This window comes from Shewanella inventionis, assembly GCF_019931735.1.
Lineage (GTDB): Bacteria > Pseudomonadota > Gammaproteobacteria > Enterobacterales > Shewanellaceae > Shewanella > Shewanella inventionis.
Genome location: NZ_CP082926.1, coordinates 4,478,848 through 4,505,604, shown reverse-complemented (window position 1 = coordinate 4,505,604; position 26,757 = coordinate 4,478,848). Strand labels below are relative to the sequence as shown.

Genomic DNA, 26,757 nt, shown 5'->3' with positions numbered 1-26,757 from the left:
CTTAAAAACTCTTTGAACTCTGTTCTTTGTCCCTTTGGCCATTCGTCCGAGTTGCCTCAGCAAATCGGCATTATCGGCCTAAGTTCTTTAGTTTCTTCGGCTGTAAAACATGCCAATATTCGTGGGTTGCTTCATTTTCAGGTCGAGCTGGCTAGGTTTTAGTTCTCTGGCTTAAAGTCGCTGTGAGGTTCTTGGTCAATCAGCAATTTGCTTGGCAGTTGCCTCGGCAATTTTCCATTGTCTTGCGCTGTGATTGGAAAGAAAGGGCGCTTGTTGTTACTTCGGCGGGTTGCCTCATTGGGCAGGGAAGTGGCATTACTTGTTGCTGGTTTATCGCCTTTGGCGGTCAAGTTGGTTCTTGCGTTGTGGTCTAGCTCATAAAAAACGTTATAAATCGCAGTTCTTTCTCAATTAAATCATGTGGTTGTGGTAAACATAACTAATAAGGATAGGCCGCGCGAAGCCGCGTCCTTATCCCAAGTGTTGAACAAGCCCGAACACGTGAGATGTGACTCTTTATTATGTAATTAACAGTTCGAGAAAACGCGCTGTTTGATGTGATTGTTAGCTCGCTACTTTTCAGTAGGCAGCAAGTTCCCTTAGCCTCTTTGCTAATTAGTTAACTCGCTATATTTCAGTATCTTAAATTAACCCTCCACGGTATTCAGTTAAGCCATTATCCTTATTATCATTTTCAACATTAGGGTCAGGGTATTAAGTTTGTCGGTCGTTTCACTATGCCCATAAAGCGCATTGGTTGCTGACAACAGGGGCAACGGCGCGTCGCTAATCTGCGCTTTATCTCTGGAATGATTGGAAATACAGCCCCAGCAACCGCCAGCATCAGTTGTATTTGTAGCCTGAGTTTTTTGGCATTGCCTCTGAGTAATCCATAGTCGCGCACTCGTCTTAATCCCTTCGGTAATACGTGTTGCAGTATTAACCAGAGAAATTCTATGGTGGGTAAAGTGCGGACTTTTGTTGACTTTGTTTGGCTGTCTTCATACTCGAAACTCACATTGTCATCGACGAGCCTTTTGATGTTTTTGTCAGGCAGTACACCACGATAAAGATAGCGTGATAGATATTGCAGTGCAGGCAACCCTTTGCCCACATGCTGGCAGTCAACCACCCATTTTTTCGGCAGTGAGGTTGGCAGTTTGAGATTCAGTTTTACCAACTGTTCCAGTAAACGTGCGCGCCACACTTTAGCTAAATTGAAAGCGTTGAACAGGTATTTGCCCTTATTCTTTTTCCAGTGTTGTTGGGTTTTGTTGAAACTGCCCGCTGGAATAATAAAGTGAATATGCGGATGTAAATCACGCCGCCGGCTGTGAGTATGCAATACGCCGGTAAAACCAATATCACCGCTAAGCTTTGGTGAATTAAGCGCAAAGTCTTTGAGCACACTGGCAGCCACTGAAAACATGGCTGGATAGAGTGATTCCGGTTGATATTTAGCCGCCACATGCAGTTCATATGGCAACGTAAATGTCACCATAAAGTAATCGACAGGTAACAGTTTGGTCTGCTGCTTCGCTAACCAATCTGCCGTGGTGTTGTACTGACACTGGGGACAACTGCGATGACCACATGACAGCGGAAAATCAGCTGTATGAGTACACCCCTGACAAGTCCAGAGGCTGGCGCGTTGGGTATGAGTGCGGCAACTCAGCATGGCATTAATCGCTTGACGCATTGATGTTGTTATTTGGCCGTCATAAGCTTGATTAAACACATCAAGATGGTCACGTAAAATATCGATAAACTTCATATGTCACACTCCCACTTCAACACCAAATTATTAGTGAGCTGGTTAACCGACAAGGCCGTGTTCTTACGGGTAATTTGAGTGAGACGTGTATACCTTGCTGTGGTGTTTAGGCTGTTGTGACCGAGCAGGTGTTGTACTGAGCGTAAATCTAATCCTTGCTCTAGCAAATGAGTCGCATAGCTGTGACGTAAATTATGTGGACTGATAGATTTGTGAATGTTGCACTCAGAAATCACCTTTTTCATGGCCTTTTGAATACCACCGCGGTCCATCAGCGAGTCTGGTTTACCGTCTTTACCGGGAAATACATGCCGAGGATGGCGATGGGTTTGCCAGTAATACCGCAGCGCTAACAATGTGCGTTGCGGTAAAGGTACTAGCCTATCCTTGCCGCCTTTGGCGTCACGAATATGCACCTGCATCAACGCTGAATCGATATCGCCAACCTGCAATGAAATTGCTTCACCGAGGCGCAGCCCCATACTGTATAAGGTTAAAAAGCACACTTGATATCGCAGCTTATGGGTGAGGCTAATGACGATTGAGACTTCGGCAGGGGTTAGAATATCCGGTAGGCGTTTGACCTGCGGCGGCTTAACAATGTTGAGCCACTCCCAAGATTGATTAAGGACATACCGGTAGAAAAACTGTAATCCATTACGGTCGAGTTTTACGGTACTCCAGGAGTGAGAGGCAATTAAATCAGCAAAATAACGCTTCAAATCATCGGTTGAAAGGTTATCAGGGCAACAGTCAAAATAAGCACTAATGCGCCTAACGGCGCGACTGTACGCATCGATGGTAGCAGGTCGCTTGCCTTGCAGGGTTAAATTGGTAAGATGTTGTTGATAAAGAAAATCAAAGCGTTGTTGTTCATGAGTTTCCATGGTGATACTCCTAGGTAATGCCAAGGTAGGCAGGGTCTAGTAAGTATTTATGATGGTGAGAAAGATGGGCTTTTATCTTTTCTGCCGCAGAGCGGCTTCGTTCAACAAACAATTTAAGAGGGATTCCCAACGCTTGGCATTTTTGCTTCTACTTCATTTTTAGTGGTTACGGAACAGTGCTTTAGGTTGGGTGGTAGCGTTGCTCACCCCTTAATTGGGCGTTATACAACCCAATTAACCTACAATGAAACATGGAGTTTCAAAATGAAAATACAAACAACTGACACTAATCTACTTAAAAACTTATTCAATATGCACTTAAAGAATAACAGCCGATATGAAGATGGTATGTCGTTTGACGAAGTTACTATAGAAAATGGACACATAATAGCAAAAGCTAATTTTAATTATCCGGATTGTTCTCTTGATATTTCTGAGCTTCAAGAAGTATATTCTGATACATTACAGGGTTTTGGTCTCTAATCTGATCCACTAAATCAGTGGGTATTGTTACTACTGGTGTATTTGTTCCCATTATATTTCTCCTATTTAAATTAAACCTACACGCTGTTGTGCAGGTTTGTATAACAAGTCCTACCATAGGACTATCTTCGTTCGCCTCTGTAGGAGGCGTTAGCTATCAAGGATAGAGTTGTGAAATTATCAGCCATATTGTTATTAACTTTTTTATTTAGTATACAGTCAATAGCCGAAGAGTTTGATGCAAAAGCCTTTTTTGAGTCCTCAATAGAGAATACAAAGGCGAAGGCACATGAGTTTGTTGATTTATACTTAATACAGAAAGACTTTAAAAAAGCGCATGAGCTTCTATGCTCTGATATTGCAGAAAGAACTCCTTTGTCAACTGTGGAAGCTGTTTATGAACAGCTAACTAAGTTCACTGATCTAAGTAAATTCAATAATCCGGAAATTATTGATGCAAATGTTCAATTAGATGAAACTGAGCCATACGGTTTAGTGAATTATGTTGTGGTATTGAAAGACAGTGATAATCAAAAGTTAACTGGTTCGGTGACTTTCAGAGCTAATGATACTTGTATGTGGGGTTGGCGTTTTCAACCTATGATTACGAAGTCATTTGACTTTGATAGCTAACAAGGCAAAGCAAAGGACTTAAAACAGTTTGCTGTTTCGTGCCTCAACATTTTAGCAAACAATTTTAAGCCTCTGTTTGAGGCGTTAAATGTATAAACCCATGCATAGTACTTTGAAACAATGGCTCGAAGAGCTGGAAGATGAAGTTGAAGTAGTTTCTTCTGAAGATATAAATGAAGAAGCTCGAGCCAACCTAGTTACATTTGGGTTCAATGAAGAGCTACTCAATGAATGGGGTAAAATCTCTGTCGTTGAGTTTATTGAAGGCTGCTCTAACCTGTATGGACGAAAGAGCCCTAGGTCAAGTATGGTTTTCTATGCATGGCTAGATCAGGAGGCAGGGCAATTCCGTATTTGCGCAGCAAGCAGAGCACACGGGAAGCTCCCATTTAAGTGTAGCCTAAGCTTTGTAGACTTAAACGAAGTTGTAGATAGCATCTATTCCTTCGACTCAGGATTGTTCACAAACGGGAATTTGCATGTTTGGAAGAAAAACATTTAACAAGCCGCAGCAATCGCTCCCGTTGGTCGCTGGGACAGCCAAAACGCTGCGCTTATTTGTCTGCCCCTGTGCGGGGCGTTAGAGCTAGATTGATATCGTGAGTAATTTAATTGAGAGTTTGATGCTTTTTGGTTACGTGAGCTTCTGTGCTCTCGCATCAATTGTTTACTGGCGAACTAATCGAAGTTTAAATCTCATCAAACGACTTATTGTAAGTGCTCATGGAATTCTAGTCTTACTTGTATTTGGTCTTGCCTTTTCAATAAGCCATTTAAAATTGAGTAGCTTCGATCACATGCAGTGGTATACAGTGCTCTGTGGAGTTCCACTCATATCTGCTGTGTACAGTCTGTATGCTCATAGAGGCACTAAGTTACTTCACCTTATTCATATAGGCGTAATACTCGCGCTATTGTGGGCTTTGGTCATTGGTGGAATGTACATCACGGGTGATTCGCTCTAACAAACGCATTAACACTCGCTTCGCTCGCTAGGGACAAAAACACGTAGGCTCCCTGCGCTTCGCTTGGCATTATAGCCTACGTATTTTTGCCCGTTATGCGGGCGTTAAAGGGCAAATATGAGCATCAGAGATCGTATTCAATCTATATTCAATGATCGAGCGTTTGAAAGACCTCTATTTTATGCATACGAAGATGGTTTGCGCTTTGAATTATCAGAAGGTGGACATTTTTTAACACAATTTTTAACGGCTCACCGCAAAGCGCTTGAAATATGCGAGCACCTTTTTAATGGAAGTGAATCGATTCAAGTCTGCCTTAAGGTGGGAGGTGAGAAATCTTTATTATCAGTTTTATCGACCATCAAAGCGCTAAAGATCGCAGGTGTTTATTCTAATACGACCAAAGAACACTGGACAGAATTTGATCCTGAATGGGAAGGCGATGAAGACTACGAAAATAGTTTGTGGCATTACATTGCTTTTAATATTTCTAAAAATGATTTGAGTAACGTTCTTTGGTGTGCGTTGGCTACAGACTTTGGTTATATTGAACCTAACCCTAGTGCAATTATGTATTTGTTCGACCTTGATCGAGAAATAATGGTGTTTCCGTATGATGACAGAGGAATGGATGTTATTGGTAATAACAAACCTATTTTGTTGAATTTATACAATACGTTCAATCATTATTTATTGGAGTATGATAAAGAAGCAATGGATGCAGCATTCCGAATTGCCCTTTAACAAGGCACTTCAAGCGATTTTGCAAACTCGCCCGCTTTTTGCCTTAAGAGCAAAAGCGCAAAAAAATCGGTCAAGTTCGCAAAACGCATGAGCTTGGCGTTATACAACCCAATTAACCTACAATGAAACATGGAGTTTCAAAATGAAAATACAAACAACTGACACTAATCTACTTAAAAACTTATTCAATATGCACTTAAAGAATAACAGCCGATATGAAGATGGTATGTCGTTTGACGAAGTTACTATAGAAAATGGACACATAATAGCAAAAGCTAATTTTAATTATCCGGATTGTTCTCTTGATATTTCTGAGCTTCAAGAAGTATATTCTGATACATTACAGGGTTTTGGTCTCTAATCTGATCCACTAAATCAGTGGGTATTGTTACTACTGGTGTATTTGTTCCCATTATATTTCTCCTATTTAAATTAAACCTACACGCTGTTGTGCAGGTTTGTATAACAAGTCCTACCATAGGACTATCTTCGTTCGCCTCTGTAGGAGGCGTTAGCGGCAATAGATTTGGGTTCAACTGGAGAGTATATATGTTAGAAAAAGCAACGGAATGGTTATCGAATCATGCACCTAAAATTGTAGAGGCGCTTCAAGAACCTGCATCGACAGATAAAATTAATGAACTGGAGATTTTAGTAGGTAAAAACTTACCTGAAAGCTTTTGGACTTTATATCAAACATATAATGGAATAAATCCAGATATGTTTGCTAATTTTGCGTACGGCATGCCATTCATTTCAATAGAGCAAACAATTAGTCAAATTACCAAATTTGAACTATCTAATGATAAAACTAATTTAAACTATTCAGATGATGGTATCAAAGCAGGTTATAGCTTTGGAAAGTTAAGGGTTCCTATTGGTGATGATTCGGGTACCTGTTTAATATGCGTAGATCTCGACCCCGACATTAATGGTACTTATGGGCAAGTAATTTTAATAGACTATGAGCATAATGTAGCTCTCAAACTTGCTGACTCAGTAGAAAATTATATTGATAAATTCACATCTGATTTACTTTCAGGTAAATATTCTCTTCAAGAGGATGCGCTAGAGGATGGTGTACATTGGCTTCAACCAGAAAGTGAAATTGATCCTGGCAATTGGTTTAGTTCGCCTACTTGGCAAAATGTGCCTGGCCATAATTGCAGCTAACAAGCTGTTAAACAAGGACAAAAAATTGTTGGCTTTTGTTCCTTCGTCACTATTTTAGCCAACAATTTTTTGCCTGTTAACAGGGCGTTATGAGAACCAAGCAAGGAGTATGGCTTGAAGAAGGAAGAAAGCTTCAATAATCTTTATAAAAAAGTAGATGCAACATCTAAAACCAGATTTCATGCATCCAGGCGACTTAAACTTCATAGCAAGCTTGCAACATACACTGTTGTATTAATATCGCTCGGACTGATTCTAATATCGTTAATGCAAGCCTACGAACTTGGGAATAATATCCAAAGTAAATTAATAGGCTTGATTCAGGTATTTTCAGCGGTTGCCGTGCTTGTATATTCACTACTGATTGATAAAAATGACTATTCAAGCTTATCTGAAAAAATGTATTCATGCGCATCAAAACTTGGTGAGCTCAAGCAAAGAATACATCCACACTTAGAAAAAGATCACAATCAAGAAGCATACGCAGGTTTCCTAGTTGAATATCATGGAATTCTCAAGCTATTCGAGACCCATTCAAACAATGATTTCCGCGGCGACTACACTCGCGCAAAACTAGAAATGCCTGAAAACTACACTATTAAAGGAATGGACTGGTGCATTGCAAAACTTCATGTTTACTGGGCTTACGCCTTAGATTTCATGTCGTATTTCTTTGTAATTGGCATCCTCGGCTGGGTACTTTGCTGGGTTTGGTTCGGCGACATAATAAAAACCTCATAACAACTGGTTCAAATCGTTCGCTCCGCTCACTGGGACGGGCTAAAGCCCGCCCCTTAACCAAACGTTAGCCTCATAGGGAAGTATCGTGATATCAAAGGTCTTTTATCTTATTTTCTTAGCAATTTTACTAAACGCTGCCAATGCAGATGTAATCTCAATACCTATTTTTTCGGGAGAATCCACCAAGTACACAGACCCATATGGTGGCGAGTTGATTCTCGGAGAAAGAACGCCTGAGCAATTAAAGTTTTGGTTTAGAACTATTGGAGGAAATTATCACCAATGTCACATGACGGGTATCGCTACATCGAGAAATAATGAAACTTATATATATAGTCGCGTTGAACAGATAAATGAAAAGAACGTATTCTGTTCTCTTTCTGTGATTGTTCTTGATAACTCAGTTGTTCTTATTGACGAAGGCAATCACTGTAAGGCAATAAATTGTGGCCAAAGAGCAGGTATTAACGGGGCTGTTTTTCACCGTGCCAAATAAGGCTAACAAGTTAATCGAGCAAGGGGTTCCCTTCGGTCACCCAGGACGTCAAAAGCTGCGCTTTCGCCGCCCCTCATTAAAGCGTTATACGGCATGAAACCATACGCTATTACATCAATCGCTGGGCTTGTATGCTTGCCAGCAACTTACAACTTCACCAAAGAAGGCAACATAGTTATGTCGCTGGTGATCGTTGGTCTTTTTGGCTGTATCAGCGGAGTTCTAGCAGCAACGCAAGCCAATAGACCAAAAACACTTTCATTACTTCTATCTTTTGTTGCTGGCGCATTGATTAGTCAGGTTATTTTTTTCGCACACTATTATTACAATTACGGGCACAAAGACCCTAAATTAGTAGTCGGCGAGGCAGTGGCAATCATTCAATTTGGGGTCATTTCAGTTGTCGGCGGCTTGGCTTTGCTCATTGGTGTATTTGCAAAATACCGTATAACAAGAAAAAAGTAAACATGGCCACCCACAATAATTGGCGAAACAATGAACGGTGAACTAGGCTTAACTTACCCTTTCCAAACGGTAATTAAAGATGGCCAGACCAAGACAAACTATCGTTAGCCTGGAAGATACACCTTACTACCACTGCTGTTCTCGTGTGGTGCGTAAGGCATTTCTTTGTGGAATTGATAATTCAACAGGTGAGAACTTTGAGCATCGGCGCGAGTGGGTCGATTCCCGCATTCTTGAGTTAGCGACCATCTTTGCCATTGATATCTGTGCTTATGCCGTGATGAGCAATCACTTACATGTGGTTATAAAAGTAAAAAGTAAACATGGCCACCCAGTGCGCCGAGATAAATCGGTAGAAGATTGGAGGTGAAAGTCCTCTGCTTGGTAGTGCCTAGCAGGCAGCCAAGACCCCGAGTCATGGGCTTTGCATCGTAAGGTGTTGAGTTAAGCGTTGACAGGGGAACCCATAGGCCGAGTATTGAGCTGCGAAATCAAAACTTAAGAGTGCTGACCTTGTTGGGTGAAGGGGAAGGCAAAATAAGCCGTAGACGCTATGCAAGTCACGGCTTGACTCTTCGCAGTCATAGACCTTGTGCATGTGGTGATGTCTTTTATGCGGAACTCGGGAGATCCACATTATTGTCTACAGGATAACTGGGTAGACAAGTTATCGGGAAGTCAAATGACGAAGCCGATGATGATAATGATGTGGAAGTCAGACCGTCTCATAGTAGTGAAGAAGCCAGCGAACAATAGGGGTTAGCGCCCTTGGCGGAGCAGGTGGAGCGAAGGGGACGGACAGAGAGGAAATCACTTCAACAGGAGTATGCCATGACACAGAGCATGGAAACTGTACCCTCTCGTTTGGAGAGATTAGGGAAGGTAGCGAAACAAGATAAACATCTGCAATTCAATAACCTACTACATCACATCACCCCCGCACTGCTGTATGAGGCATTTACTAAGCTTAATAGACAAGCGGCCAAAGGGGTCGATAATGTGGGTTGGTACGAGTATGCAACGCAGCTTAAGCCGAAATTAATGGCACTGCATGAACGCCTTCATACGGGAAAATATAAGCCGCAGCCAGTGAAACGGCTATGGCTCCCTAAAGGCAATGGCGAACAACGACCAATAGGCATAACTGCTCTGGAGGACAAGATAGTCCAACAGGCAGTAGTGCTGGTGTTAACACCGATATATGAAACTGATTTTGTGGGTTTTAGCTACGGTTTTAGACCGAATAGAAATCAGCATCAGGCATTGGATGCCGTTTATATGGCGATTTCACATAAGAAGGTTAGTTGGGTGCTAGATGCTGATTTGAAAGGGTTCTTCGATGCAATTGATCATGAATGGCTGCTGCGTTTCGTTGCTCATAGAGTGGCAGATAAGCGGGTACTTCAACTGATAAAAAGTTGGCTGAAAGCGGGCGTAATGGATGGTCACACCCAACATAAAAGTCGAGTAGGTATGCCACAAGGGGCTGTTATTTCGCCGCTACTGGCCAATATCTACCTGCACTATGCGTTGGATTTATGGGTCCACCAATGGCGCCAGCGACATGCACGCGGTGAGGTTTACATTATACGATACGCAGATGATTTCGTCGTTGGCTTTCAATATCAAGACGATGGAAGAAGGCTAAGACGAGCATTAGATATGCGCCTTGGGAAATTCAAACTTAGCCTCAATATCGACAAAACGCAGCTGATAGAATTTGGCCGTTTTGCGATTTCGAATCGTCAGCAAAGAGGGGAAAAGAAACCAGAGACGTTTAATTTTCTGGGCTTTACTCATATTTGTGCGATCCGCAGGGACAACGGTAATTTCAAGTTGATGCGAGAATCGATAAAGAAGAAGCTAAAGAGTAAAATTAAGCAGATCAGTGAGGCGTTAATGCAGCACAGACACAAGCCTTTGTATGAAATGGGGTCTTGGGTCAGAAAAGTATTAACGGGCTACTACAACTATTTTGCAATTCCAGGCAATCAAACGAGTATTCAATTATTGCGAACTTGCGTAGGTCGAGCTTGGTTAAAAGCCTTGAGACGTCGAAGCCAGAAAGGAAGAAATTTCAACTGGTACAAGATGCAGAGATGGATAAACCAGTTCAGCCCACACACCAGAGTAAGACACCCGTATCCGAATCAACGCTTTCATCTTTGACTCGATGTAGGAGCCGTATGCGTTAGTAGCGCACGTACGGATCTGTGCCGGAGGCCTGACTTAAATGTATTAAAACTCAATTAAGTTAGGGCTTTACGGCGATCAATAATTGGCGAAAGAGTAAACATGGCCACCCACAATAATTGGCGAAACAATGAACGGTGAACTAGGCTTAACTTACCCTTTCCAAACGGTAATTAAAGATGGCCAGACCAAGACAGACAATCGTGAGCCTGGAAGATACGCCTTACTACCACTGTTGTTCGCGTGTGGTGCGTAAGGCATTTCTTTGTGGAATTGATAATTCAACAGGTGAGAACTTTGAGCATCGGCGCGAGTGGGTCGATTCCCGCATTCTTGAATTAGCGACCATTTTTGCTATTGATATCTGTGCTTATGCCGTGATGAGCAATCACTTACACGAATAATAGACATGGCCACCCACAATAGTTTGCGAAATAATGAACGGTGAACTAGGCTTAACTTACCCTTTCCAAACGGTAATTAAAGATGGCCAGACCAAGACAGACAATCGTGAGCCTGGAAGATACGCCTTACTACCACTGTTGTTCGCGTGTGGTGCGTAAGGCATTTCTTTGTGGAATTGATAATTCAACAGGTGAGAACTTTGAGCATCGGCGCGAGTGGGTCGATTCCCGCATTCTTGAATTAGCGACCATTTTTGCTATTGATATCTGTGCTTATGCCGTGATGAGCAATCACTTACATGTGGTTATAAAAGTTGATGCTGACAAAGCAAAAAAGTGGTCAGATAAAGAAGTGCTAATTCAATGGCACAAGGGCTTTAAAGGTACGTTACTCACGCACAAGTTCCTAAAAGAGGAAGACCTTAACCAGTTTGAACTTCAAACGGTTAATGAATGCATTACCGAATACCGTAAGCGCTTAATTGATATCAGTTGGTTTATGCGCTCACTCAGTGAGCCCATCGCCAGAATGGCCAACAAAGAAGATAAATGTACAGGTCGCTTCTGGGAAGGTCGCTTTAAGTCTCAAGCACTGCTTGATGAAGCCGCGGTATTAGCCTGTATGGCTTATGTGGATTTAAACCCAGTCAGAGCCAAAATGGCTGCAACCCCTGAAACCTCAGATTACACCAGTATTCAAAGACGTATCAATTCAGCAATGAAAGGTGAGCAACCACCTGAGTTATTACCGTTTGTGGGTAATGAGCGCTTAAACATGCCTAATGGGCTTATGTTCAGCGTGAAAGACTACATCGTCTTAGTTGAAGATACCGGTCGTATCATTCGAGATGATAAGCGTGGCGCCATTAGCTCAAGTAGCCAGGACATACTGAATAGACTCAACATCCCCGCGGAAAATTGGCTTAAAATCACCACTGAATTTGGTGCATTATTTAAAGGTGCTGTAGGTGCACTACCTGCCTTAACTGAATACTGTGAGCATTTAGAGCGAAAACGACGACAAGGCGCTGCAAATTGTCAGCGCTGGTTGTGCGCTTAAGTCATCATCCCCAATCAAATTACAATTCTTATGCTTGATTGATATCAAGGTCCTCTGCTGTGTTGAATTCTGCAAATGATGAATAAATCACTCATTTAACGATAATGTTTTAGCCATATCGATAAAAATTGATGAGTTGATCACATCGTTCGTAACCCTCGCCAAAGCCATGAAAACGAGTTATGTTATTTGTTCAAGAAATGGGTGGCTTCGTTTTTCTCGGCTTCGCTCGTTTCAAGAAATGGGTGGCTTTGTTTTTCGTTCAAGAAATGGGTGGCTTCGTTTTTCTCGTTTTTGTTCAAGAAATGGGTGGCTTAGTTTTTCGCTTTTTGTTCAAGAAATGGGTGGCTTAGTTTTTCGCTTACAAGAAATGGGTGGCTTCGTTTTTCTCGTTTAGAAAAGCTGCAACAAGCGATGCACTAAGAAGGGGTAAGCCCTTTTTACCTCAAAAAACGCTACAAACCCGCCTCAACACCCCCTAAAGCGCACTAAAAAACCAACAAAACTGCATGCTAAATAATAATCTAAACACCACTAAATAATTGAATCAAAATATAAACTCAGATATTGTTTATTCATTAATCAAAATGAGTTTAAAAACGAGTAATTCTACAGGCTCGTTAGCCGTATAGTTGTAACCTCGAGTTTATGTGATACTATTGTGATACATTATTTAATTACATATATTGGAGTTATCATGAGAGTTGAACTTGTTACGACGCTTAAACGTCAAGCTACTAAAATTTTAGCGGATCTCCACACTTCCAAAGAACCCGTATTAATTACTGAACATGGTCAACCATCTGCTTATTTAGTTGATGTGGAAGATTATGAGTTCATGCAACAGAGAATGGCTATTCTTGAAGGTGTAGCACGGGGTGAGCAAGCAATAAAAAATGGTAATACATTCTCAAATCAAGAAGCAAAAGCGAAATTGAGCAAATGGCTGAAGTAGTATGGACGTCGCCAGCTCTCGATGATTTAAATGATATAGCGGAATACATCGCTTTAAGTAATATTCAAGCAGCTAAAAAATTGACTCAAAAAGTATTTGATAAAATATCCAGGTTAGAAAGCCACCCCGAATCGGGTAAAAGATCACCAGAGTTAATTAACTTAAATTATCGTGAGATTAACGTAAATCCTTGTCGTATTTTCTATAAAGTGGATAGTGATAAGGTTTATATATTACATGTCATGCGGCAAGAGCGAGACCTTCGTAGGTTTCTAATACAGAGTTAAATAGTAAACGGTAAATGAAGCAGTGAACCGTTAATCCAAATTGCTCAGATCAACATTCCACGGTATTAAATCGGTCAAATCATCGGTAGGAAGGCGCTTGGGTAACTCGGTAAACAAGTGTCTGAAGTAGTAATATGGACTTATATCGTTGGCGTGACAGGTCATCACTAAACTGTATAAATTCGCACTGGCATGCGCACCATTGACAATATAACATGGCCACCCAACCTGCCGGTTTAATAGTAAACACTCAACTAGCCTTTAATTAAAAAATGGGTGGAAAGGTTTTAGCCGTATAAAGAAAAAGCCGATATGTTCATCGGCTTAGGTAATATGAGGTTATTTGTGCCCTAAAGCAGTGGTTACATTTCTTTCACGGCATCATCTTTTATCGATGCAGCTGTTTTGCCTGTGAAGTTTATGAGCAGACTGGTTAGTAAGCTCATGCTGTAGCCTAATATGGCACCAATCATCAACGGCGGAATAATAGCGGCGAGATCAGCATTAAGTGCAAAGGTGATACAGCAACCAATAAATGTTCCAGGAATAAACGCAAAGTTTTTGTTACTAGCTTGTAAGCACATAAAAGCGGTAACAATGCCGGTTAATGCATAACTAATGATTGGTGACCCCAGTGCACTGCTGCCTGCAATAATTAACCATCCCCAAAAAACGCCTGAAAGGTTAGTGGTCATTGCCATGAGCATCCCTTTAACGCCCGTTTCAGTTTGAGCAAAAAAGGTGCTACAGCCTAAAAAGCCGACCCAAGTAACAAGATGAAGTACATCGGCAATACCTGCCCAAACAGATGCCAATAATCCCGCAGAAATTGCAATTTGCCAACGATGTGCCATGGTGTCTCTCGATATAAATATTTAAAACTCTGAGTTCTAAATTTAGCACAATAAGCGCAATTTATGCAGCTTAGTTTTATAAAAAGGGATCCAGTTCGCAAATAATCGTAATAGCTAATGAACTGTGAAGAAGATATTTATAATAATTTCAATGCGATGCTTGTTGTTTATACTCAGTACGTTGATTTTCTGTGGTTAGAGTGTGTGTTTTTAAATACTCAAGATACTGCTAATGTTTCCATACCAGAGCGTGTTTAGCTATGTTGATGAAAATAAACAAAGATAAGCCCTAGTGAAAAGTAACTTTACCGCCCACTATTTTTAGTGCTGGGGTTCCTCGAATCAATGTTTCTCGGGCAAAGACTTGGTAGCATTGAGGGCAAGTGCAGCTTAGTTGTGTGTAATCTTCAGCTATGCGTTCTTTGAAGCATTTGATTAAGGCTCCTTTGCCTCCTTTTCGATACTTAAACAGGCATGTTTTGCATTTAGAGCAGAAAATATCGACTGTTCGAGTTGGACCTTTTTTGTTTGGTTTTGCCATTTTAAGCCTTTACCCACAAGTTAATACAATGTTTTTGCAATGATTTTACAATAGATAGCACCATGTTCTTGACATGGATTTAGGTTAATATTCATAAGATTATGAGAATGCAGATACGACGAAATGACTAAGGTTTAACCGACTATTTGAAATGACATGTTGCCAGTTGAATCTTATTTTTTAGGCGTAACCTTTTAATATTAAGCAAATTGTTATTGATTGGTCTACTCTGTAAATCACAATATTACTCTTTCTCAATTATTTGGCCACTGAGCATGTCGGTCACTGTTATTGTATTACAGGAACACATCATAAATGGCCATTTCTAATTTATGGGCTAGCGAACTCGAGTATCGACGCACAGTATTAAAAGCCGTGTTAATCGTTATCATTGTAGCGGGCGCTATTTTTGTAGTTAATAACTGGTTTAGCGGTTTTAAAGTGTACGCTATGGTTGAATTAGCGGTAGTCTGTTTATGCATCGGTATTCTTATTATTCATAAAACAACACCAAACCTTACTTTGTGGTGTTTGGTGTTTTTATTTGCCCTGTATAGCGTGATTTTGATTGGCATATATAGCGCTTCTTTTAATTCTGCATTGTTCACCTGGTTGTTTATTGTCCCGGTATTGTCTTATCTTTTGTTGGGGATAAAGTTTGGTACTTTATATACCTGTGTATATGTGACGGGCGGTATTGGCATTTTGGTTTATGCATTAATATTTGATATAGCAGAGATTTACCCTATTACCATTGCTAATATTGTACTGTGCTTGTCCGCTATTTGGGCGCTATCTTTTAGTTATGAATATAAGCGAGCCGAGGCTGTCGCAAGACTACAAAAAATGGCTTCGCTTGACCCATTAACCGGGCTAAATAATCGTTTATTGTTAGATTCTATTTTTGAAAGACTGTGTGACAGTTTACCTGAGCAGCAAAAGTCAGTGGCTTTGTTATTGCTTGATCTTGACCATTTTAAACGAGTCAATGATCAGTATGGTCATGATGTTGGGGATAAAGTGCTTGTTGAGGTGTCGCGAATACTCAACCAGGCTCGCCGCCAAAATGACTGGGCTTTTCGGTTGGGCGGTGAGGAGTTTTGTATGTTGGTGTCTGATACGAGCTTGCAACAGGCAGGCCACATAGCAGAACGTTTGCGCGAAACGATTGACCAAATTAGCGTTATTAATGGTCACTATATTAATTTGAGCATTAGCATTGGTGTGTCTCGCTGGCCTGAAGATGGCAGCCCGTTTTCACAAATATATAAAACCGCTGACGAACGTTTGTATCAAGCTAAAATGACCGGACGAAATAAAGTCGTGATGAACTCAGATGAGTGTTCCGCAAACAGCCATGATGATGTATCGGTGGTAGGTGTCTGACTATTTCACCTTGCTTACTCTATTATTAATGGCTTCAGTGAGCTGTTGTTTTTGCTTATCTTCACCACAAAACTCTGCAAACCCTAATCCCCAACCATGGGGGTTAACTTGGGTTGCAAGGTCGACGACTCTGTAACAATAATCGCCTTGTTTAACGATGCGGTTTGGGTCTAATTTATGATCCAAGGTATGGGGTTGGCTTGTATCTACTTTGGGTATTAACTCAATAAAGTCTAATTCAGCATCCATCTCGCTCATTGTGCCAATGGGGTTATTTTGTAGTGCATTTTGCGAACCAATTAGCTGCTCAAATTGTTGATTATTTTGCTGTTGAATGTACTTGCTCGCTGCTTGTTTCAGTGTTTTGGCACTTTGTACAGTATGGGTAGATACAGTTTGGTTAACCTGATTGCTAGCTTGAGTCTGTTGTGGCTTGCTCTGGGGAGAAATTGGGGTTGTGGTTGCTAGTATTGGGGCTTTTAAATCTGGTTTTTTGGCGGTTGGTGCTTGAGTTTGTTCGGGTACAGCTTGGATGGGTTTTGCAGGTAATAGCGACTCATTTTTGTTTAGTTGTAATTGGTATTGTTTCGAGGTTATCAGGTAGCTTTTTATTGTGGTGTGTTTAAGTGGCGGAGTGAGCTCCGCCATTTTTTGTTTAGCGTCTTTTTGCCAAAACCAGCCAATTAAAACAATGAGTATGCCATGCATGACTAACGCGTAGATCAATGGTTTAGATAAGTGCTGTTGATCAAGTGTATTAAGGTGTCTGTTAGTACCTTCTTGACTGGTTTCAAAGCAAGTCATTTCGCGTCGTCAGTGTTGTGTTAATTAATCCTTGCAACTTTTGATTGTTAATAGAAAGTAAAGTTCAAGTGATTTAGCTAAACTCTTATCGATTCTTGATTTGTTGAGGTAAAGTTTACGTTTTTGTACTGGTTGCCTCCTAAATTGCTATTGTTTTACCAGAGGCTCCACGGTTAATCGCTCTTGATTAGATAGCCTAATATGTACACCATCTACGGTTGTAATTCGCTGTTCGTGTATATCTTTTTTACGTACTTTGTAACTGGCTGTCATTGCTTCAATAGGTGATGAGATAGTGACTTCTACAATCGTATTGTCATCATACCAGCCCCACCCCCAATAACCTGCAGTAGCCAGCATTGATAATGCGATCATGGCATAGATAGCCATTTTGCTGAGCAAGGGCGGTTTTTCAATTTCAATTGTTTTAGTGTTGTAACTGGTTTTAGGGCTTCTGCCTCGGCGCAAATACATTAGGGCACCCAGAATCACTAAAATTGTAATGAGGATTTTTGTTAGCACGCCATTTTCCTTAAATCGTAAATTAACCTAGATTATACGGTGTTTGGTATGCTTTACCGTTATCTAGTACACAATCATTAGTTTATTAGCCGATTTTGATGCGGGGCCTATTTATTGCTTGGGTATAATTTGGCCGTGTTTTGATGTGCAAGAGTAAGAAGCATAAAAGCCCCTTGGCCTGTCATCGATTTTATCGAATAAAAATCGCACTATTATGCAATATTTATTCGGTTAGTTGGCTGCTATGCTTGACGGATGATTGGACGGTTCATTGGGATCTATAATGAAAGTGTTACAACGCTTTAGTGCGTTACCTGCAATGGATGGTGATGGGGTCAATATTAATCGCATCAGTGACTTTGAGCTGCTTCGTTTTGACCCGTATTTAATGATTGATGAGATTAAGTCTGACAATACCCAAGATTTTATCGGTGGCTTTCCGCCACATCCACACCGTGGTGTCGAAACCTTTACTTATATTCGTAAAGGCGGATTTGAACATCGAGATCAACTCGGCAATGTGAAGCCGATACGTGCTGGTGATGTGCAATGGATGAGTACTGGCCGTGGTGTTGTGCATTCTGAAATGCCATTAGCCGATGCAACAGAAGGGCTTCATGGGTTTCAAATTTGGCTCAATATGCCAGCTAAAGACAAAATGCGTGCGCCAATATACCAAGACAGTTGCAATCAAGATAAACCTCAGTTGAATAACGATCATGGCGCCACGCTTATCGCTTTGGCAGGCTCCTGGGGATTTAATCATAATCCGTTAAGTATCACCGCGGCGATTGAAGGGCTAGCTGGGCAAGGCTCTATTGCTGATTTAATCCTTACTCACCACGCTCATGGCACTTTGGATGTAAAACGATTTAACACTCTTTGTGTGTATATTTACCAGGGTGAACTGCATTATCTTGATGCTCAAGGTCTGCGCGAAACCGCAGGAGTAGGGCAGTTGTTGCTATTAGATACACATGAAATTTGCCATTTTCAAGCTGAAGTAAATGGGGCTGGGTTATTGATATTAGCGGGAAACCCTATTAATGAGTCAATCGTACAAATGGGGCCGTTTGTGATGAATACGCAGGCAGAAATTGATCAAGCCGTGCGAGATTATCAACAAGGGCTGTTTGGTCAGATTGTTTAGGGTCTGTATAAGATAAAGATTTGTCAGCGAAAGCTGAAGATCATTGCTACAATAGCGCGTATATGGCCAAGGACAATTTGATGTGTAGCATTCACTATACTGACAATAATCACCTTGGCTAATTTGTTTGTGCAGCACTTGTGCGCTTTTTTGCTTTCGATATCAGAGGATATTCGCCTTGAGTCAGTCTACTGAACCGGCCGTTAACATGGCTTTCGCATCACTTAATTTAAAAACTGAATTGCTTGAAAACCTACAAACTATGGGTTTTGAATCAATGACTCAAATCCAGGCCGAAAGTTTACCGCCCATATTGGCTGGTGAAGATGTCATAGGCCAAGCAAAAACAGGTTCAGGTAAAACGGCTGCGTTTGGTTTAGGCTTACTCAATAAACTCGATGTTAAACGTTTTCGTATTCAAACCATGGTGTTGTGCCCAACCCGTGAGCTTGCCGACCAGGTTGCTGAAGAAATCCGCACACTTGCTCGTGGTATTCATAACATTAAGGTATTAACTTTGTGTGGTGGTGTGCCAATGGGGCCGCAGGTTGGCTCGCTTGAGCACGGCGCGCATATTATTGTCGGCACTCCTGGGCGTATTGTTGATCATTTAGATCGCAACCGTTTAGATTTAAGTAATATGAACATGCTGATTTTAGATGAAGCCGATCGCATGTTAGAGATGGGCTTTCAGCAGCATATTGATCAAATTATTGCCGCCGCACCGCGTGAACGCCAAACCTTATTATTTAGCGCGACCTTCCCTGAGCAAATCAAATCGATTGCCGATCAAATTATGTATAAGCCTGTGATGGTAAAAGTTGAGCAAAAGCATGACAACTTAACTATTGAGCAGCACTTTTACCGAGTTGATGACAACAAAAGTCGCCTTGAGGCGTTGCGTTTACTGTTACTTGATAAGCAACCGCGTAGCTCAGTGGTGTTTTGCAATACTAAGCGCGAAACCCAGCAAGTGGCAGATTCACTCGCCGAGTTTGGCTTTAGCGTACTCGCTCTGCACGGTGATTTAGAGCAGCGCGATCGCGATCAAATGCTATTACAGTTTGCTAACCGCAGCGCGCGTATTTTGGTTGCAACCGATGTGGCGGCCCGTGGCCTAGACATTGATGAGCTTGATGCGGTATTTAACTACCACATTGCTTACGATACCGAAGTACACATTCATCGTATTGGTCGTACTGGCCGTGCGGGTAGCTCTGGTGCCGCTTATACCTTTTTTGCTGAAGAAGACGGTTACAAAATGGCAATGATTGAAGAAGCCATGGGTAAAGATGTTGTTAGCGAAACCTTGCCACCAATGAGTGTGTTAAATAAACAGCCGCAAGCGGCTGAGATGATCACCATTCAAATCGATGCCGGTAAAAAGCAAAAGATCCGTCCTGGCGATATTGTAGGTGCATTAACGGGCGATAACGGCCTAGACTTTAATGATATCGGTAAAATCAAAGTCACCGAGTTTCGTGCTTATGTTGCCGTAAGCAGCAAGGTGTCAAAGCAAGCGCTAAATAAGCTCAATAAAGGTAAGTTGAAGGGGCGTAATTACCGAGCTTGGTTTATGTAACGGTAAGTGATATTTACATAAAAAACCGCTGAATATTCAGCGGTTTTTTATTGGTTAAGCAACTGTTTGCTATTTGAGCAAATTGAATGGTATCGCTTAACTTAAAGCTTAGCTTTTTACTTTGGCATTAGCGTAAGGGTTAACGCCACCTTTTGATGCAGGTGTGCCACTATTTGCTGAACCGCCTGTGCCGCTGCGACGCGGTGGACGGTTACGCTGTGGTGGTTTATTACCATTAGCAATTGCTTCAGCTCTGTTACCGGCAGCTTTTGGCTTATTAGCGCCTTGCGGCTGGCCATCTTTGCTTCGTGCTTGTTGGCGCGAGTCATATTGGCGTGCTGGCTTATCACCTTGTGCAGTATTGGCTTGTTGAGCATGCTTGCTGCGATTTGGGTTTGGCTTTTTCACGCTGTTGGCTTTATGACCACCTGAGCGACTGCCAGCTTCAGGGATAGTGAACGGTGCTTCAAATCCTGGCAGTTGTTTACGCTCAATGGTCCGTTTAATTAACCGCTCGATATCATGCAATAACTTAACTTCTTCAAGACCGACTAACGACACCGCTTGACCTGTTGCACCAGCACGACCTGTACGGCCAATACGGTGCACATAATCTTCTGGTACGTTTGGCAGGTCAAAGTTAACCACAAAAGGCAGTTGGTCAATGTCGATACCGCGCGCGGCGATGTCTGTTGCCACCATAACTTGCACAGTGCCAGCTTTAAAGTCTGCTAAAGCTTTTGTTCGCGCTGTTTGGCTTTTATTACCATGAATTGCAGCAGCTTTAATATTGGCTGCATCTAAACTCTTGGCTAAGCGGTTGGCGCCATGTTTAGTGCGTGAAAACACCAACACTTGCTTCCAATCATTGGTGTTAATCAACTCGATTAGTGCCATTGATTTACGAGTTTTGTCTAATGGGTATACACACTGAGTAACGGTATTCGCTGTCGCGTTACGAGGTGTCACTGAAATTTCGACAGGGTTGTTTACTAAGCCTTTGGCGAGTTCGCGGATTTCATCAGAAAACGTTGCCGAAAACATTAAGTTTTGGCGCTGCGCAGGTAATAAGGCTAATACTTTTTTAATGTCGCGAATAAAGCCCATGTCTAGCATGCGGTCTGCTTCGTCTAACACTAAAATCTCTAATTTATTGAAGCTAATTGCTTTTTGTTGGCAAAGATCGAGCAGTCGACCAGGGGTTGCCACTAAAATATCTACGCCATTACGCAGTGCGGCAAGTTGCGGGATAATCGACACGCCACCAAACACCACTGCTGATTTTAGCGGCAAGTTAACACCATAGGTGGCAACGCTTTCTTGTACTTGTGCGGCTAACTCACGCGTTGGGGTCAATACTAATGCACGCACTTGGCCGCGTTGAGCACGGCTGCCTTTGGACAATAATTCTAGAATTGGCAGAGTAAAGCCTGCGGTTTTTCCCGTACCGGTTTGTGCTGCAGCCATCACATCTTGGCCTGCTAATACGGCTGGAATGGCTTGTGCTTGGATTGCAGAGGGGGTGTCATAACCTTGTTTTTCAACTGCTTTTAAAATAGCAGCATTCAGACCAAGTGAGGCAAAACTCATAGAAAAATCTCTTTGGGCAACACATTGTTGCTTTGAATAAAAGGTAGCCAGAAACGGCGGCCGTGAAGCTTACCTGAAAACGGCTGTAAGTGCTATTAAACTATTATATTTACTGCGAGTGTTTGGCTTATCTGTGTGTTGAGATATTGTGCTGCGGTGCTCACAATATAGTGAATTATAATGAAATAGTGTTAATCTTGACGCGTTGAACCGTGCTAAAGCTCAACTTATTACATACAATAAAATGGCAAGCTCTATTCAGCGGCTTAGCTGATGTTATCAAACGTTAAGGTATGACCAACTGATGAAATTAACGGCGCTATCACATATTGAGAAATCGGCCTATGAGCAGCGAGATCATGCTCATGCCGTGATCAAAAATGTGTTGCTAATGTCGAATATTTCAACCTTAGAGTTGCAAATGGCCATGCGTCAGCTGTCTAGCCATAGTCGGGTGGCACTGCATTTTCATCCTGACCGTATTGATAATCGTGGTTTGTGTGTCATTGATGGTCTTTTACGTGACGGTGTGTATAAAAGCCAATTTGAAACCCATGTGTCTAATGGGCATTTATCACCGGAGCTAGGTGGCTCACGCGACCATTGGGAAAATCAATTATTTGGTCATAGTTATTCTGGCATTAAGCATCGACCTAAATACGGCGCGCTTGATTTTGGGTTGTGTCCGTTAGGCCCAGCGCCCCGTTTTGGTAGTTGTTATTTCATTACTCACCCGCAAATTCTATCGCGTTGTACATTTAGTTACATGGACTCTTATCGACTGCCAAAAGAAAAGGGCACCATAAAATGTTTTGATGCCATTTTAGCCGCCTTGCTCAGTGAAAGTTTTGAGCGCCAATATGCATTAGGTTGTGCAGGCCTTAAACCGAGTAAATTAATTGCTCATTTTAGTCAGCATTTGGTTGATGCAACGGCAAGCCGTTTTAATTATCCGCCTAGTGGCAATTTAGACCATTATATTGAAGCCCAGATCCACGGTGATGTGTCATTAGATAAAGATATTGCCGTGTTGGTGGCTGACCCGTCGTTTAATGGCAGCAAAATTGGTGCATCATTGGTGGCATTGTGCGACGAGTATGACATTGAGTTGCACTGGCACAATGGCAGACAAATGCACATTAATAAGGTGCCAGATGATTTTAGAGGTGCAATTATGCCGACCTTGGCAAAAAGCATTGCAGAAGATGACATCATTAATGCCGATATTATTGGTCGGGCGGCATATCAATTGCAAAAACAACCCACATCTTGGAGCGAGCGCGGCGCCCACACCAAAAAGCTGCAAGATTTAAAACTGCTATGGCATGTGTTGGTTAAGTATGGTCACACTCCCTCCAATGAGCCATATTTGTTGTAGTTTCAGCTTGATTTAAGCACGATTACCTATAACTGATATCCATTACTGATAGTTTATTAGCAAAATGTGAAACAGTTAACATTTACATTGTTTAAGGTGTTATCTCACCCTCTGTGCTGCGATACTGCACTGCCAATTTAGGGTGTTGACTATCACTGCGGAGCATTATGGATAAGTCGTTAGAAAAATCATTAACTCAGTGGCTAAAAAGCCAACAGTTTTCTTGTGGTATCTTCCTTAAATTATCGATTTTATGTGGTTTTCTTAATGGCATTGCTATTGTTGGCCAGGCTTATTGTATTGCGCGCATTTTGCAACAGGTGATTATGCAAAATATGCCATTGCAAGCATCGAGCAGCGAGTTTGTTGGTCTCGTTTTATTATTGCTTGTGCGTGCAGCATTGGCGCAAGTGCGTGAGCGAGTCAGTTTTGAGGCGGGTAAGCGTTTACGCAGTGATATTCGTCAAGCTGTGCTGAATAAATTGGTTGAGTTAGGGCCTGTGTTCATTAAAGGTAAGCCGTCAGGCGCCTGGGCGAGTTTGGTGTTTGAGCAGGTTGAAGACTTACACGATTATTACGCCAAATATGTGCCGCAAATGATGCTAGCCGGTTTTATCCCCTTGCTGATTTTAGTGTGTGTATTTCCGCTCAATTGGGCTGCTGGGATTATTTTATTAGCCACAGCGCCGTTAATTCCAATGTTTATGATTTTGGTCGGTATGGGGGCAGCAGATGCGAGCCGTAAAAACGTGACCGCATTAGCGCGATTAAGTGGCCATTTTATGGACCGCTTAAAAGGCCTACAAACCGTTAAACTATTTCATCGTGGTGCCGCTGAGCTTAGCAATATTGAAACCGCATCTGAAGATTTTCGTAGCCGTACTATGTCGGTGCTGCGCTTAGCGTTTTTAAGTTCTGCGGTATTAGAGTTTTTTGCCGCTGTGTCTATTGCTGTGCTTGCGGTGTATTTTGGCTTTAGTTATTTAGATCATTTAGATTTTGGCCATTACGGCGTCGGCATTAGTTTATTTACCGGCATGTTTGTACTTATTTTAGCGCCAGAGTTTTTTCAGCCGCTGCGCGATTTAGGCACCCATTATCATGCTAAAGCCCAGGCTGTTGGTGCTGCAGAAACCTTAGTAGAGCTTCTCAATTTTCATGTTGAACGTCATGACACCGCAGATAGTTGCCAAGCTAAAACCTTGTTTTCGGCAGACTCTATTAGCATTGACGCGATTGATCTTGAGGTATTTAGTGTTGACGGACAGCGTTTAATTGGGCCGATTTCATTTACACTGCCTGCCGGTCAACATTGGGCGATTGTTGGCCCAAGTGGCGCAGGTAAAACCAGTTTACTCAATGCTTTGTTAGGTTTTTTACCCTACAAAGGCCAATTAATGGTGAATCAACAACCCCTCTCGAATCTTCAATTGGCTGATTGGCGACGCCATTTAGCTTGGCTTGGCCAGGACCCGCAGTTGTTTTATGGCACGGTGCGCGACAATGTTGCACTGGCAAACCCACTCTTAACCGATTCGCAAATTATGACGCTACTTGAGAAGGCTAATATTAGCGACTTTGTCACTCAACACGCTCAAGGCCTCGACCTGATGATAAGCGATCAAAGTGCGGGGGTATCTGTTGGCCAGGCGCAGCGTTTTGCCTTAGCTCGTGCTTTAGCCCAACCGGCAAAGTTATTTTTGTTAGATGAACCGACTGCCAGTTTAGATGCTCAAAGTGAGCAGAGTGTGTTGGCGTCTCTTCAAGCTGCCATGCAAGGAGCAAGTGGATTAACCGTGACCCATCGGTTAGATGATTTAAATACAATGGACAAGGTGTTGGTGATGGATAAAGGCCTTATTGTTCAGCAAGGTCATCTGAGTGAGTTACAACATCAAGATGGCTTGTTAGCGCAAATGATTAATCAGCAGCAGGAGGTGTAATCATGACTCAAGTTACTGAATCGACATCGTCACCAAACACCTCATTGCGGGTATTAGCCCCCTTTTTTGCGCTGTTTCGTCGCCAATGGTTAATGATGTTGGTTGGCTTAATCTTAACCTTTACCACCTTGTTAACCGGTATTGGATTGTTGTCATTATCGGGCTGGTTTTTATCGGCAACGGCTGTGGCGGGCTTAACGGTTGCAACCGCGCAAGTCTTTAACTTTTTTACTCCTGCCGGCGGAGTACGATTTTTTTCTATAGCGCGCACAGCAAGTCGCTATGGGGAGCGTTTAGCCACCCACGAAGCCACATTTAAATTGCTAACTCAGTTACGTATTTGGGCGTGGCAAAAGCTGTTGCCGCTTAGTGCTGCTAATCTTCAAGGCTTACGAAGAGGCGACCTGCTTAATAGATTAATTGCTGACATCGACACCCTAGATCATTTGTATTTACGCTTGCTGACACCTTTGGTGGCGTCATTATTGATGATTGCTGGGTTGTTTGTTTTTTTAGCCTGGTTTGACCTTAGCCTCGCCATGATGTTATGCAGTGTTTTACTGCTGGCCTGGTGCGTATTGCCAGTGGTGTTTTATGTACTAGGTAAAGCACCCGGCCGGGCATTAGTTGATGCGAAACAACAATATAGAGTAATGCTGCTGGATGTTATTCAGGGGCAAGCCGAGTTAAGTTTGTTTGCGGCAAACACGCGTTATTTGACCAAACTTGAACAGGCGCAAGCTCGGTTATTTAGCCAGCAAACGGCCATGGCCAATATTACTGGTTTAAGCCAAGCTATGCTAATTTTAGTTAATGGTACTGCGGTTGTGTTGATGTTGTATTTAGCCAGTCAAAGTGTAGGTGATGCAACACCACCTGGGCCGTTAATGGCATTAATGGTATTTGCAACGATGGCAAGTCTCGAGATGATGATGCCAATAGCGGGCGCGTTTCAACATTTATCCAGTACCTTGTTAGCCGCACAGCGTGTAACTCATATTGTTGAGCAAACGCCCGCAGTCAGCTTTAATTCGCACAGCCAGCTTAAAGCCAAATCAGGCGCGTTGACGCTACAAGATGTGCATTTTGCTTATCAGCCCACTGCGCCGATTTTACAAGGCGTGAACTTGACTTTAGAGGCTGGTGACAAGGTAGCAATATTGGGCTCAACTGGTTGTGGTAAGTCGAGCTTGTTTGGGCTTATTACGCGTGAATGGGTAGCACAGCAAGGTGAGATTACTCTCGATGGCCAACCGCTAGCCCAGTACAATGAAGCCGAACTTAGAGCGTCGATGACAGTAGTCAGCCAGCGTATTTATCTGTTTGCTGGCACCCTGCGGGAAAACTTAGCACTGGCTTTACCTTATCAACAAGGTGAACCGAAAAAAGCCCATGATGAGCGTTTAATTTCAGTTTTGCAGCAAGTGGGACTTGAGGCATTGTTGCAAGGCGACAAACCGCTGGATATGTGGATTGGTGAAGGCGGCCGACAGTTATCGGGTGGTGAGCAGCGCCGTATTGGCGTGGCTAGAGCGTTACTGCGTGATGCGCCTTTATTGCTACTTGACGAGCCTACCGAAGGGCTCGATAAGCGCACCGAACGCGAGATACTTTCGCTGCTTTTGAGTTTTGCTGAAAATAAAACCTTATTGATGATTAGTCACCGCACAACGGCATTAGATAAAATGGATGCTGTTTATCGGTTAGAACAAGGCGCGTTACAGCGCTTTTGTGTTGATTGTTAATC

The 26,757-nt window shown here is 42.3% G+C and carries 27 protein-coding genes and 3 pseudogenes; 22 read left to right on the top strand and 8 right to left on the bottom strand.

Annotation, left to right across the window (positions count from 1 at the left end; all coding sequences use genetic code 11):
• Window positions 1-706: 706 nt before the first annotated feature.
• Window positions 707-1,774, bottom strand: coding sequence for an IS91 family transposase (locus K8B83_RS20255; RefSeq protein WP_188738536.1), 1,068 nt, complete (start codon window positions 1,772-1,774; stop codon window positions 707-709).
• On the bottom strand, window positions 1,771-2,661 hold the full coding sequence (locus tag K8B83_RS20250) for a tyrosine-type recombinase/integrase (RefSeq protein ID WP_188738534.1): 891 nt from the start codon (window positions 2,659-2,661) through the stop codon (window positions 1,771-1,773). The genes K8B83_RS20255 and K8B83_RS20250 overlap by 4 nt, the downstream gene beginning before the upstream one ends.
• 264 nt (window positions 2,662-2,925) lie before the next feature.
• Here K8B83_RS20250 and K8B83_RS20245 point away from each other — a divergent pair, with 264 nt between their 5' ends.
• The 16 genes and pseudogenes from K8B83_RS20245 (at window position 2,926) to K8B83_RS20170 (ending at window position 13,260) form a co-directional block, all read left to right on the top strand.
• Complete coding sequence (locus K8B83_RS20245) at window positions 2,926-3,144, top strand: hypothetical protein (RefSeq protein ID WP_223418769.1); 219 nt, start codon at window positions 2,926-2,928, stop codon at window positions 3,142-3,144.
• Window positions 3,145-3,315: 171 nt separating this feature from the next.
• Window positions 3,316-3,777, top strand: coding sequence for a hypothetical protein (locus K8B83_RS20240; RefSeq protein WP_223418770.1), 462 nt, complete (start codon window positions 3,316-3,318; stop codon window positions 3,775-3,777).
• Between the two features lie 88 nt (window positions 3,778-3,865).
• Window positions 3,866-4,279: a hypothetical protein gene (locus K8B83_RS20235; protein WP_188741265.1), complete on the top strand. Its 414-nt coding sequence runs from the start codon at window positions 3,866-3,868 to the stop codon at window positions 4,277-4,279.
• A 580-nt stretch (window positions 4,280-4,859) separates the two neighbouring features.
• On the top strand, window positions 4,860-5,486 hold the full coding sequence (locus K8B83_RS20230) for a DUF3885 domain-containing protein (RefSeq protein WP_188741266.1): 627 nt from the start codon (window positions 4,860-4,862) through the stop codon (window positions 5,484-5,486).
• A gap of 142 nt (window positions 5,487-5,628) precedes the next feature.
• Complete coding sequence (locus K8B83_RS20225) at window positions 5,629-5,847, top strand: hypothetical protein (RefSeq protein ID WP_223418769.1); 219 nt, start codon at window positions 5,629-5,631, stop codon at window positions 5,845-5,847.
• Window positions 5,848-6,035: 188 nt separating this feature from the next.
• The gene (locus K8B83_RS20220; protein WP_188738953.1) at window positions 6,036-6,659 is read left to right on the top strand and encodes an SMI1/KNR4 family protein; all 624 of its coding nucleotides are present in this window, start codon (window positions 6,036-6,038) and stop codon (window positions 6,657-6,659) included.
• A 114-nt stretch (window positions 6,660-6,773) separates the two neighbouring features.
• Entirely contained in the window at window positions 6,774-7,400 is a 627-nt protein-coding gene (locus K8B83_RS20215) for an SLATT domain-containing protein (protein WP_188738952.1), read from the top strand.
• A gap of 85 nt (window positions 7,401-7,485) precedes the next feature.
• The gene (locus K8B83_RS20210; RefSeq protein ID WP_188738951.1) at window positions 7,486-7,896 is read left to right on the top strand and encodes a hypothetical protein; all 411 of its coding nucleotides are present in this window, start codon (window positions 7,486-7,488) and stop codon (window positions 7,894-7,896) included.
• Between the two features lie 93 nt (window positions 7,897-7,989).
• The gene (locus K8B83_RS20205; protein WP_188738950.1) at window positions 7,990-8,361 is read left to right on the top strand and encodes a hypothetical protein; all 372 of its coding nucleotides are present in this window, start codon (window positions 7,990-7,992) and stop codon (window positions 8,359-8,361) included.
• 79 nt (window positions 8,362-8,440) lie between these two features.
• A pseudogene (locus K8B83_RS20200) lies at window positions 8,441-8,680 on the top strand (transposase); the annotation flags it as partial.
• A 512-nt stretch (window positions 8,681-9,192) separates the two neighbouring features.
• On the top strand, window positions 9,193-10,530 hold the full coding sequence (gene ltrA / locus K8B83_RS20195; RefSeq protein WP_223418768.1) for a group II intron reverse transcriptase/maturase: 1,338 nt from the start codon (window positions 9,193-9,195) through the stop codon (window positions 10,528-10,530).
• Window positions 10,531-10,733: 203 nt separating this feature from the next.
• Window positions 10,734-10,952, top strand: a pseudogene (locus tag K8B83_RS20190) (transposase); the annotation flags it as partial.
• Between the two features lie 88 nt (window positions 10,953-11,040).
• Complete coding sequence (locus tag K8B83_RS20185) at window positions 11,041-12,018, top strand: transposase (protein WP_188738949.1); 978 nt, start codon at window positions 11,041-11,043, stop codon at window positions 12,016-12,018.
• Window positions 12,019-12,200: 182 nt separating this feature from the next.
• Entirely contained in the window at window positions 12,201-12,371 is a 171-nt protein-coding gene (locus K8B83_RS20180; RefSeq protein WP_188738948.1) for a hypothetical protein, read from the top strand.
• Between the two features lie 344 nt (window positions 12,372-12,715).
• Window positions 12,716-12,973: a type II toxin-antitoxin system Phd/YefM family antitoxin gene (locus tag K8B83_RS20175; RefSeq protein WP_188738947.1), complete on the top strand. Its 258-nt coding sequence runs from the start codon at window positions 12,716-12,718 to the stop codon at window positions 12,971-12,973.
• Window positions 12,961-13,260 (top strand): type II toxin-antitoxin system RelE/ParE family toxin, encoded by a 300-nt coding sequence (locus K8B83_RS20170; RefSeq protein ID WP_188738946.1) that lies wholly within the window; start codon window positions 12,961-12,963, stop codon window positions 13,258-13,260. The genes K8B83_RS20175 and K8B83_RS20170 overlap by 13 nt, the downstream gene beginning before the upstream one ends.
• Before the next feature lie 30 nt (window positions 13,261-13,290).
• Here the strand turns inward: K8B83_RS20170 and K8B83_RS20165 are convergent.
• From K8B83_RS20165 to K8B83_RS20155, 3 genes and pseudogenes are all read right to left on the bottom strand, one after another.
• A pseudogene (locus K8B83_RS20165) lies at window positions 13,291-13,467 on the bottom strand (transposase domain-containing protein); the annotation flags it as partial.
• 155 nt (window positions 13,468-13,622) lie between these two features.
• Window positions 13,623-14,114 (bottom strand): DUF1097 domain-containing protein, encoded by a 492-nt coding sequence (locus K8B83_RS20160; protein WP_188738945.1) that lies wholly within the window; start codon window positions 14,112-14,114, stop codon window positions 13,623-13,625.
• A gap of 289 nt (window positions 14,115-14,403) precedes the next feature.
• Complete coding sequence (locus K8B83_RS20155) at window positions 14,404-14,655, bottom strand: hypothetical protein (protein WP_188738944.1); 252 nt, start codon at window positions 14,653-14,655, stop codon at window positions 14,404-14,406.
• A 315-nt stretch (window positions 14,656-14,970) separates the two neighbouring features.
• Here K8B83_RS20155 and K8B83_RS20150 point away from each other — a divergent pair, with 315 nt between their 5' ends.
• On the top strand, window positions 14,971-16,041 hold the full coding sequence (locus K8B83_RS20150) for a GGDEF domain-containing protein (RefSeq protein ID WP_188738943.1): 1,071 nt from the start codon (window positions 14,971-14,973) through the stop codon (window positions 16,039-16,041).
• Here K8B83_RS20150 and K8B83_RS20145 read toward each other — a convergent pair whose 3' ends face one another.
• Both K8B83_RS20145 and K8B83_RS20140 read right to left on the bottom strand, forming a co-directional pair.
• Window positions 16,042-16,845, bottom strand: a complete 804-nt coding sequence (locus tag K8B83_RS20145; RefSeq protein ID WP_188738942.1) for a hypothetical protein — start codon at window positions 16,843-16,845, stop codon at window positions 16,042-16,044.
• Window positions 16,846-16,992: 147 nt separating this feature from the next.
• A complete protein-coding gene (locus tag K8B83_RS20140) occupies window positions 16,993-17,367 on the bottom strand; it encodes a hypothetical protein (RefSeq protein WP_188738941.1) in 375 nt (124 codons plus the stop codon).
• A gap of 283 nt (window positions 17,368-17,650) precedes the next feature.
• Between K8B83_RS20140 and K8B83_RS20135 the strand changes: the two genes are divergently transcribed.
• Both K8B83_RS20135 and dbpA read left to right on the top strand, forming a co-directional pair.
• Window positions 17,651-18,517 carry a pirin family protein gene (locus K8B83_RS20135; protein ID WP_188738940.1) on the top strand — a complete coding sequence of 289 codons (867 nt, stop codon included), beginning with the start codon at window positions 17,651-17,653 and terminating at the stop codon, window positions 18,515-18,517.
• 208 nt (window positions 18,518-18,725) lie between these two features.
• A complete protein-coding gene (dbpA, locus tag K8B83_RS20130; RefSeq protein ID WP_188738960.1) occupies window positions 18,726-20,099 on the top strand; it encodes an ATP-dependent RNA helicase DbpA in 1,374 nt (457 codons plus the stop codon).
• Between the two features lie 108 nt (window positions 20,100-20,207).
• On the opposite strand, the gene K8B83_RS20125 is transcribed toward dbpA, so the two are convergent.
• A complete protein-coding gene (locus K8B83_RS20125) occupies window positions 20,208-21,689 on the bottom strand; it encodes a DEAD/DEAH box helicase (protein WP_188738939.1) in 1,482 nt (493 codons plus the stop codon).
• A 304-nt stretch (window positions 21,690-21,993) separates the two neighbouring features.
• On the opposite strand from K8B83_RS20125, the gene K8B83_RS20120 reads away from it, so the two are divergent.
• The 3 genes from K8B83_RS20120 to cydC all read left to right on the top strand — a co-directional run bounded on the left by K8B83_RS20120 (window position 21,994) and on the right by cydC (window position 26,755).
• A complete protein-coding gene (locus K8B83_RS20120) occupies window positions 21,994-23,067 on the top strand; it encodes a DUF3626 domain-containing protein (protein WP_188738938.1) in 1,074 nt (357 codons plus the stop codon).
• 167 nt (window positions 23,068-23,234) lie between these two features.
• Window positions 23,235-25,010: a heme ABC transporter permease/ATP-binding protein CydD gene (cydD, locus tag K8B83_RS20115; RefSeq protein WP_188738937.1), complete on the top strand. Its 1,776-nt coding sequence runs from the start codon at window positions 23,235-23,237 to the stop codon at window positions 25,008-25,010.
• Window positions 25,011-25,054: 44 nt separating this feature from the next.
• The gene (gene cydC, locus K8B83_RS20110; protein WP_188738959.1) at window positions 25,055-26,755 is read left to right on the top strand and encodes a heme ABC transporter ATP-binding protein/permease CydC; all 1,701 of its coding nucleotides are present in this window, start codon (window positions 25,055-25,057) and stop codon (window positions 26,753-26,755) included.
• Window positions 26,756-26,757 lie beyond the last annotated feature (2 nt).

Coding starts and splice junctions, on each gene's coding strand:
- K8B83_RS20255 (WP_188738536.1), bottom strand. CDS start 1,774: ATGAAGTTTATCGATATTTTACGTGACCATCTTGATGTGTTTAATCAA.
- K8B83_RS20250 (WP_188738534.1), bottom strand. CDS start 2,661: ATGGAAACTCATGAACAACAACGCTTTGATTTTCTTTATCAACAACAT.
- K8B83_RS20245 (WP_223418769.1), top strand. CDS start 2,926: ATGAAAATACAAACAACTGACACTAATCTACTTAAAAACTTATTCAAT.
- K8B83_RS20235 (WP_188741265.1), top strand. CDS start 3,866: ATGTATAAACCCATGCATAGTACTTTGAAACAATGGCTCGAAGAGCTG.
- K8B83_RS20230 (WP_188741266.1), top strand. CDS start 4,860: ATGAGCATCAGAGATCGTATTCAATCTATATTCAATGATCGAGCGTTT.
- K8B83_RS20225 (WP_223418769.1), top strand. CDS start 5,629: ATGAAAATACAAACAACTGACACTAATCTACTTAAAAACTTATTCAAT.
- K8B83_RS20220 (WP_188738953.1), top strand. CDS start 6,036: ATGTTAGAAAAAGCAACGGAATGGTTATCGAATCATGCACCTAAAATT.
- K8B83_RS20205 (WP_188738950.1), top strand. CDS start 7,990: ATGAAACCATACGCTATTACATCAATCGCTGGGCTTGTATGCTTGCCA.
- ltrA (WP_223418768.1), top strand. CDS start 9,193: ATGACACAGAGCATGGAAACTGTACCCTCTCGTTTGGAGAGATTAGGG.
- K8B83_RS20185 (WP_188738949.1), top strand. CDS start 11,041: ATGGCCAGACCAAGACAGACAATCGTGAGCCTGGAAGATACGCCTTAC.
- K8B83_RS20180 (WP_188738948.1), top strand. CDS start 12,201: ATGTTATTTGTTCAAGAAATGGGTGGCTTCGTTTTTCTCGGCTTCGCT.
- K8B83_RS20175 (WP_188738947.1), top strand. CDS start 12,716: ATGAGAGTTGAACTTGTTACGACGCTTAAACGTCAAGCTACTAAAATT.
- K8B83_RS20170 (WP_188738946.1), top strand. CDS start 12,961: ATGGCTGAAGTAGTATGGACGTCGCCAGCTCTCGATGATTTAAATGAT.
- K8B83_RS20160 (WP_188738945.1), bottom strand. CDS start 14,114: ATGGCACATCGTTGGCAAATTGCAATTTCTGCGGGATTATTGGCATCT.
- K8B83_RS20155 (WP_188738944.1), bottom strand. CDS start 14,655: ATGGCAAAACCAAACAAAAAAGGTCCAACTCGAACAGTCGATATTTTC.
- K8B83_RS20150 (WP_188738943.1), top strand. CDS start 14,971: ATGGCCATTTCTAATTTATGGGCTAGCGAACTCGAGTATCGACGCACA.
- K8B83_RS20145 (WP_188738942.1), bottom strand. CDS start 16,845: ATGACTTGCTTTGAAACCAGTCAAGAAGGTACTAACAGACACCTTAAT.
- K8B83_RS20135 (WP_188738940.1), top strand. CDS start 17,651: ATGAAAGTGTTACAACGCTTTAGTGCGTTACCTGCAATGGATGGTGAT.
- dbpA (WP_188738960.1), top strand. CDS start 18,726: ATGGCTTTCGCATCACTTAATTTAAAAACTGAATTGCTTGAAAACCTA.
- K8B83_RS20125 (WP_188738939.1), bottom strand. CDS start 21,689: ATGAGTTTTGCCTCACTTGGTCTGAATGCTGCTATTTTAAAAGCAGTT.
- K8B83_RS20120 (WP_188738938.1), top strand. CDS start 21,994: ATGAAATTAACGGCGCTATCACATATTGAGAAATCGGCCTATGAGCAG.
- cydD (WP_188738937.1), top strand. CDS start 23,235: ATGGATAAGTCGTTAGAAAAATCATTAACTCAGTGGCTAAAAAGCCAA.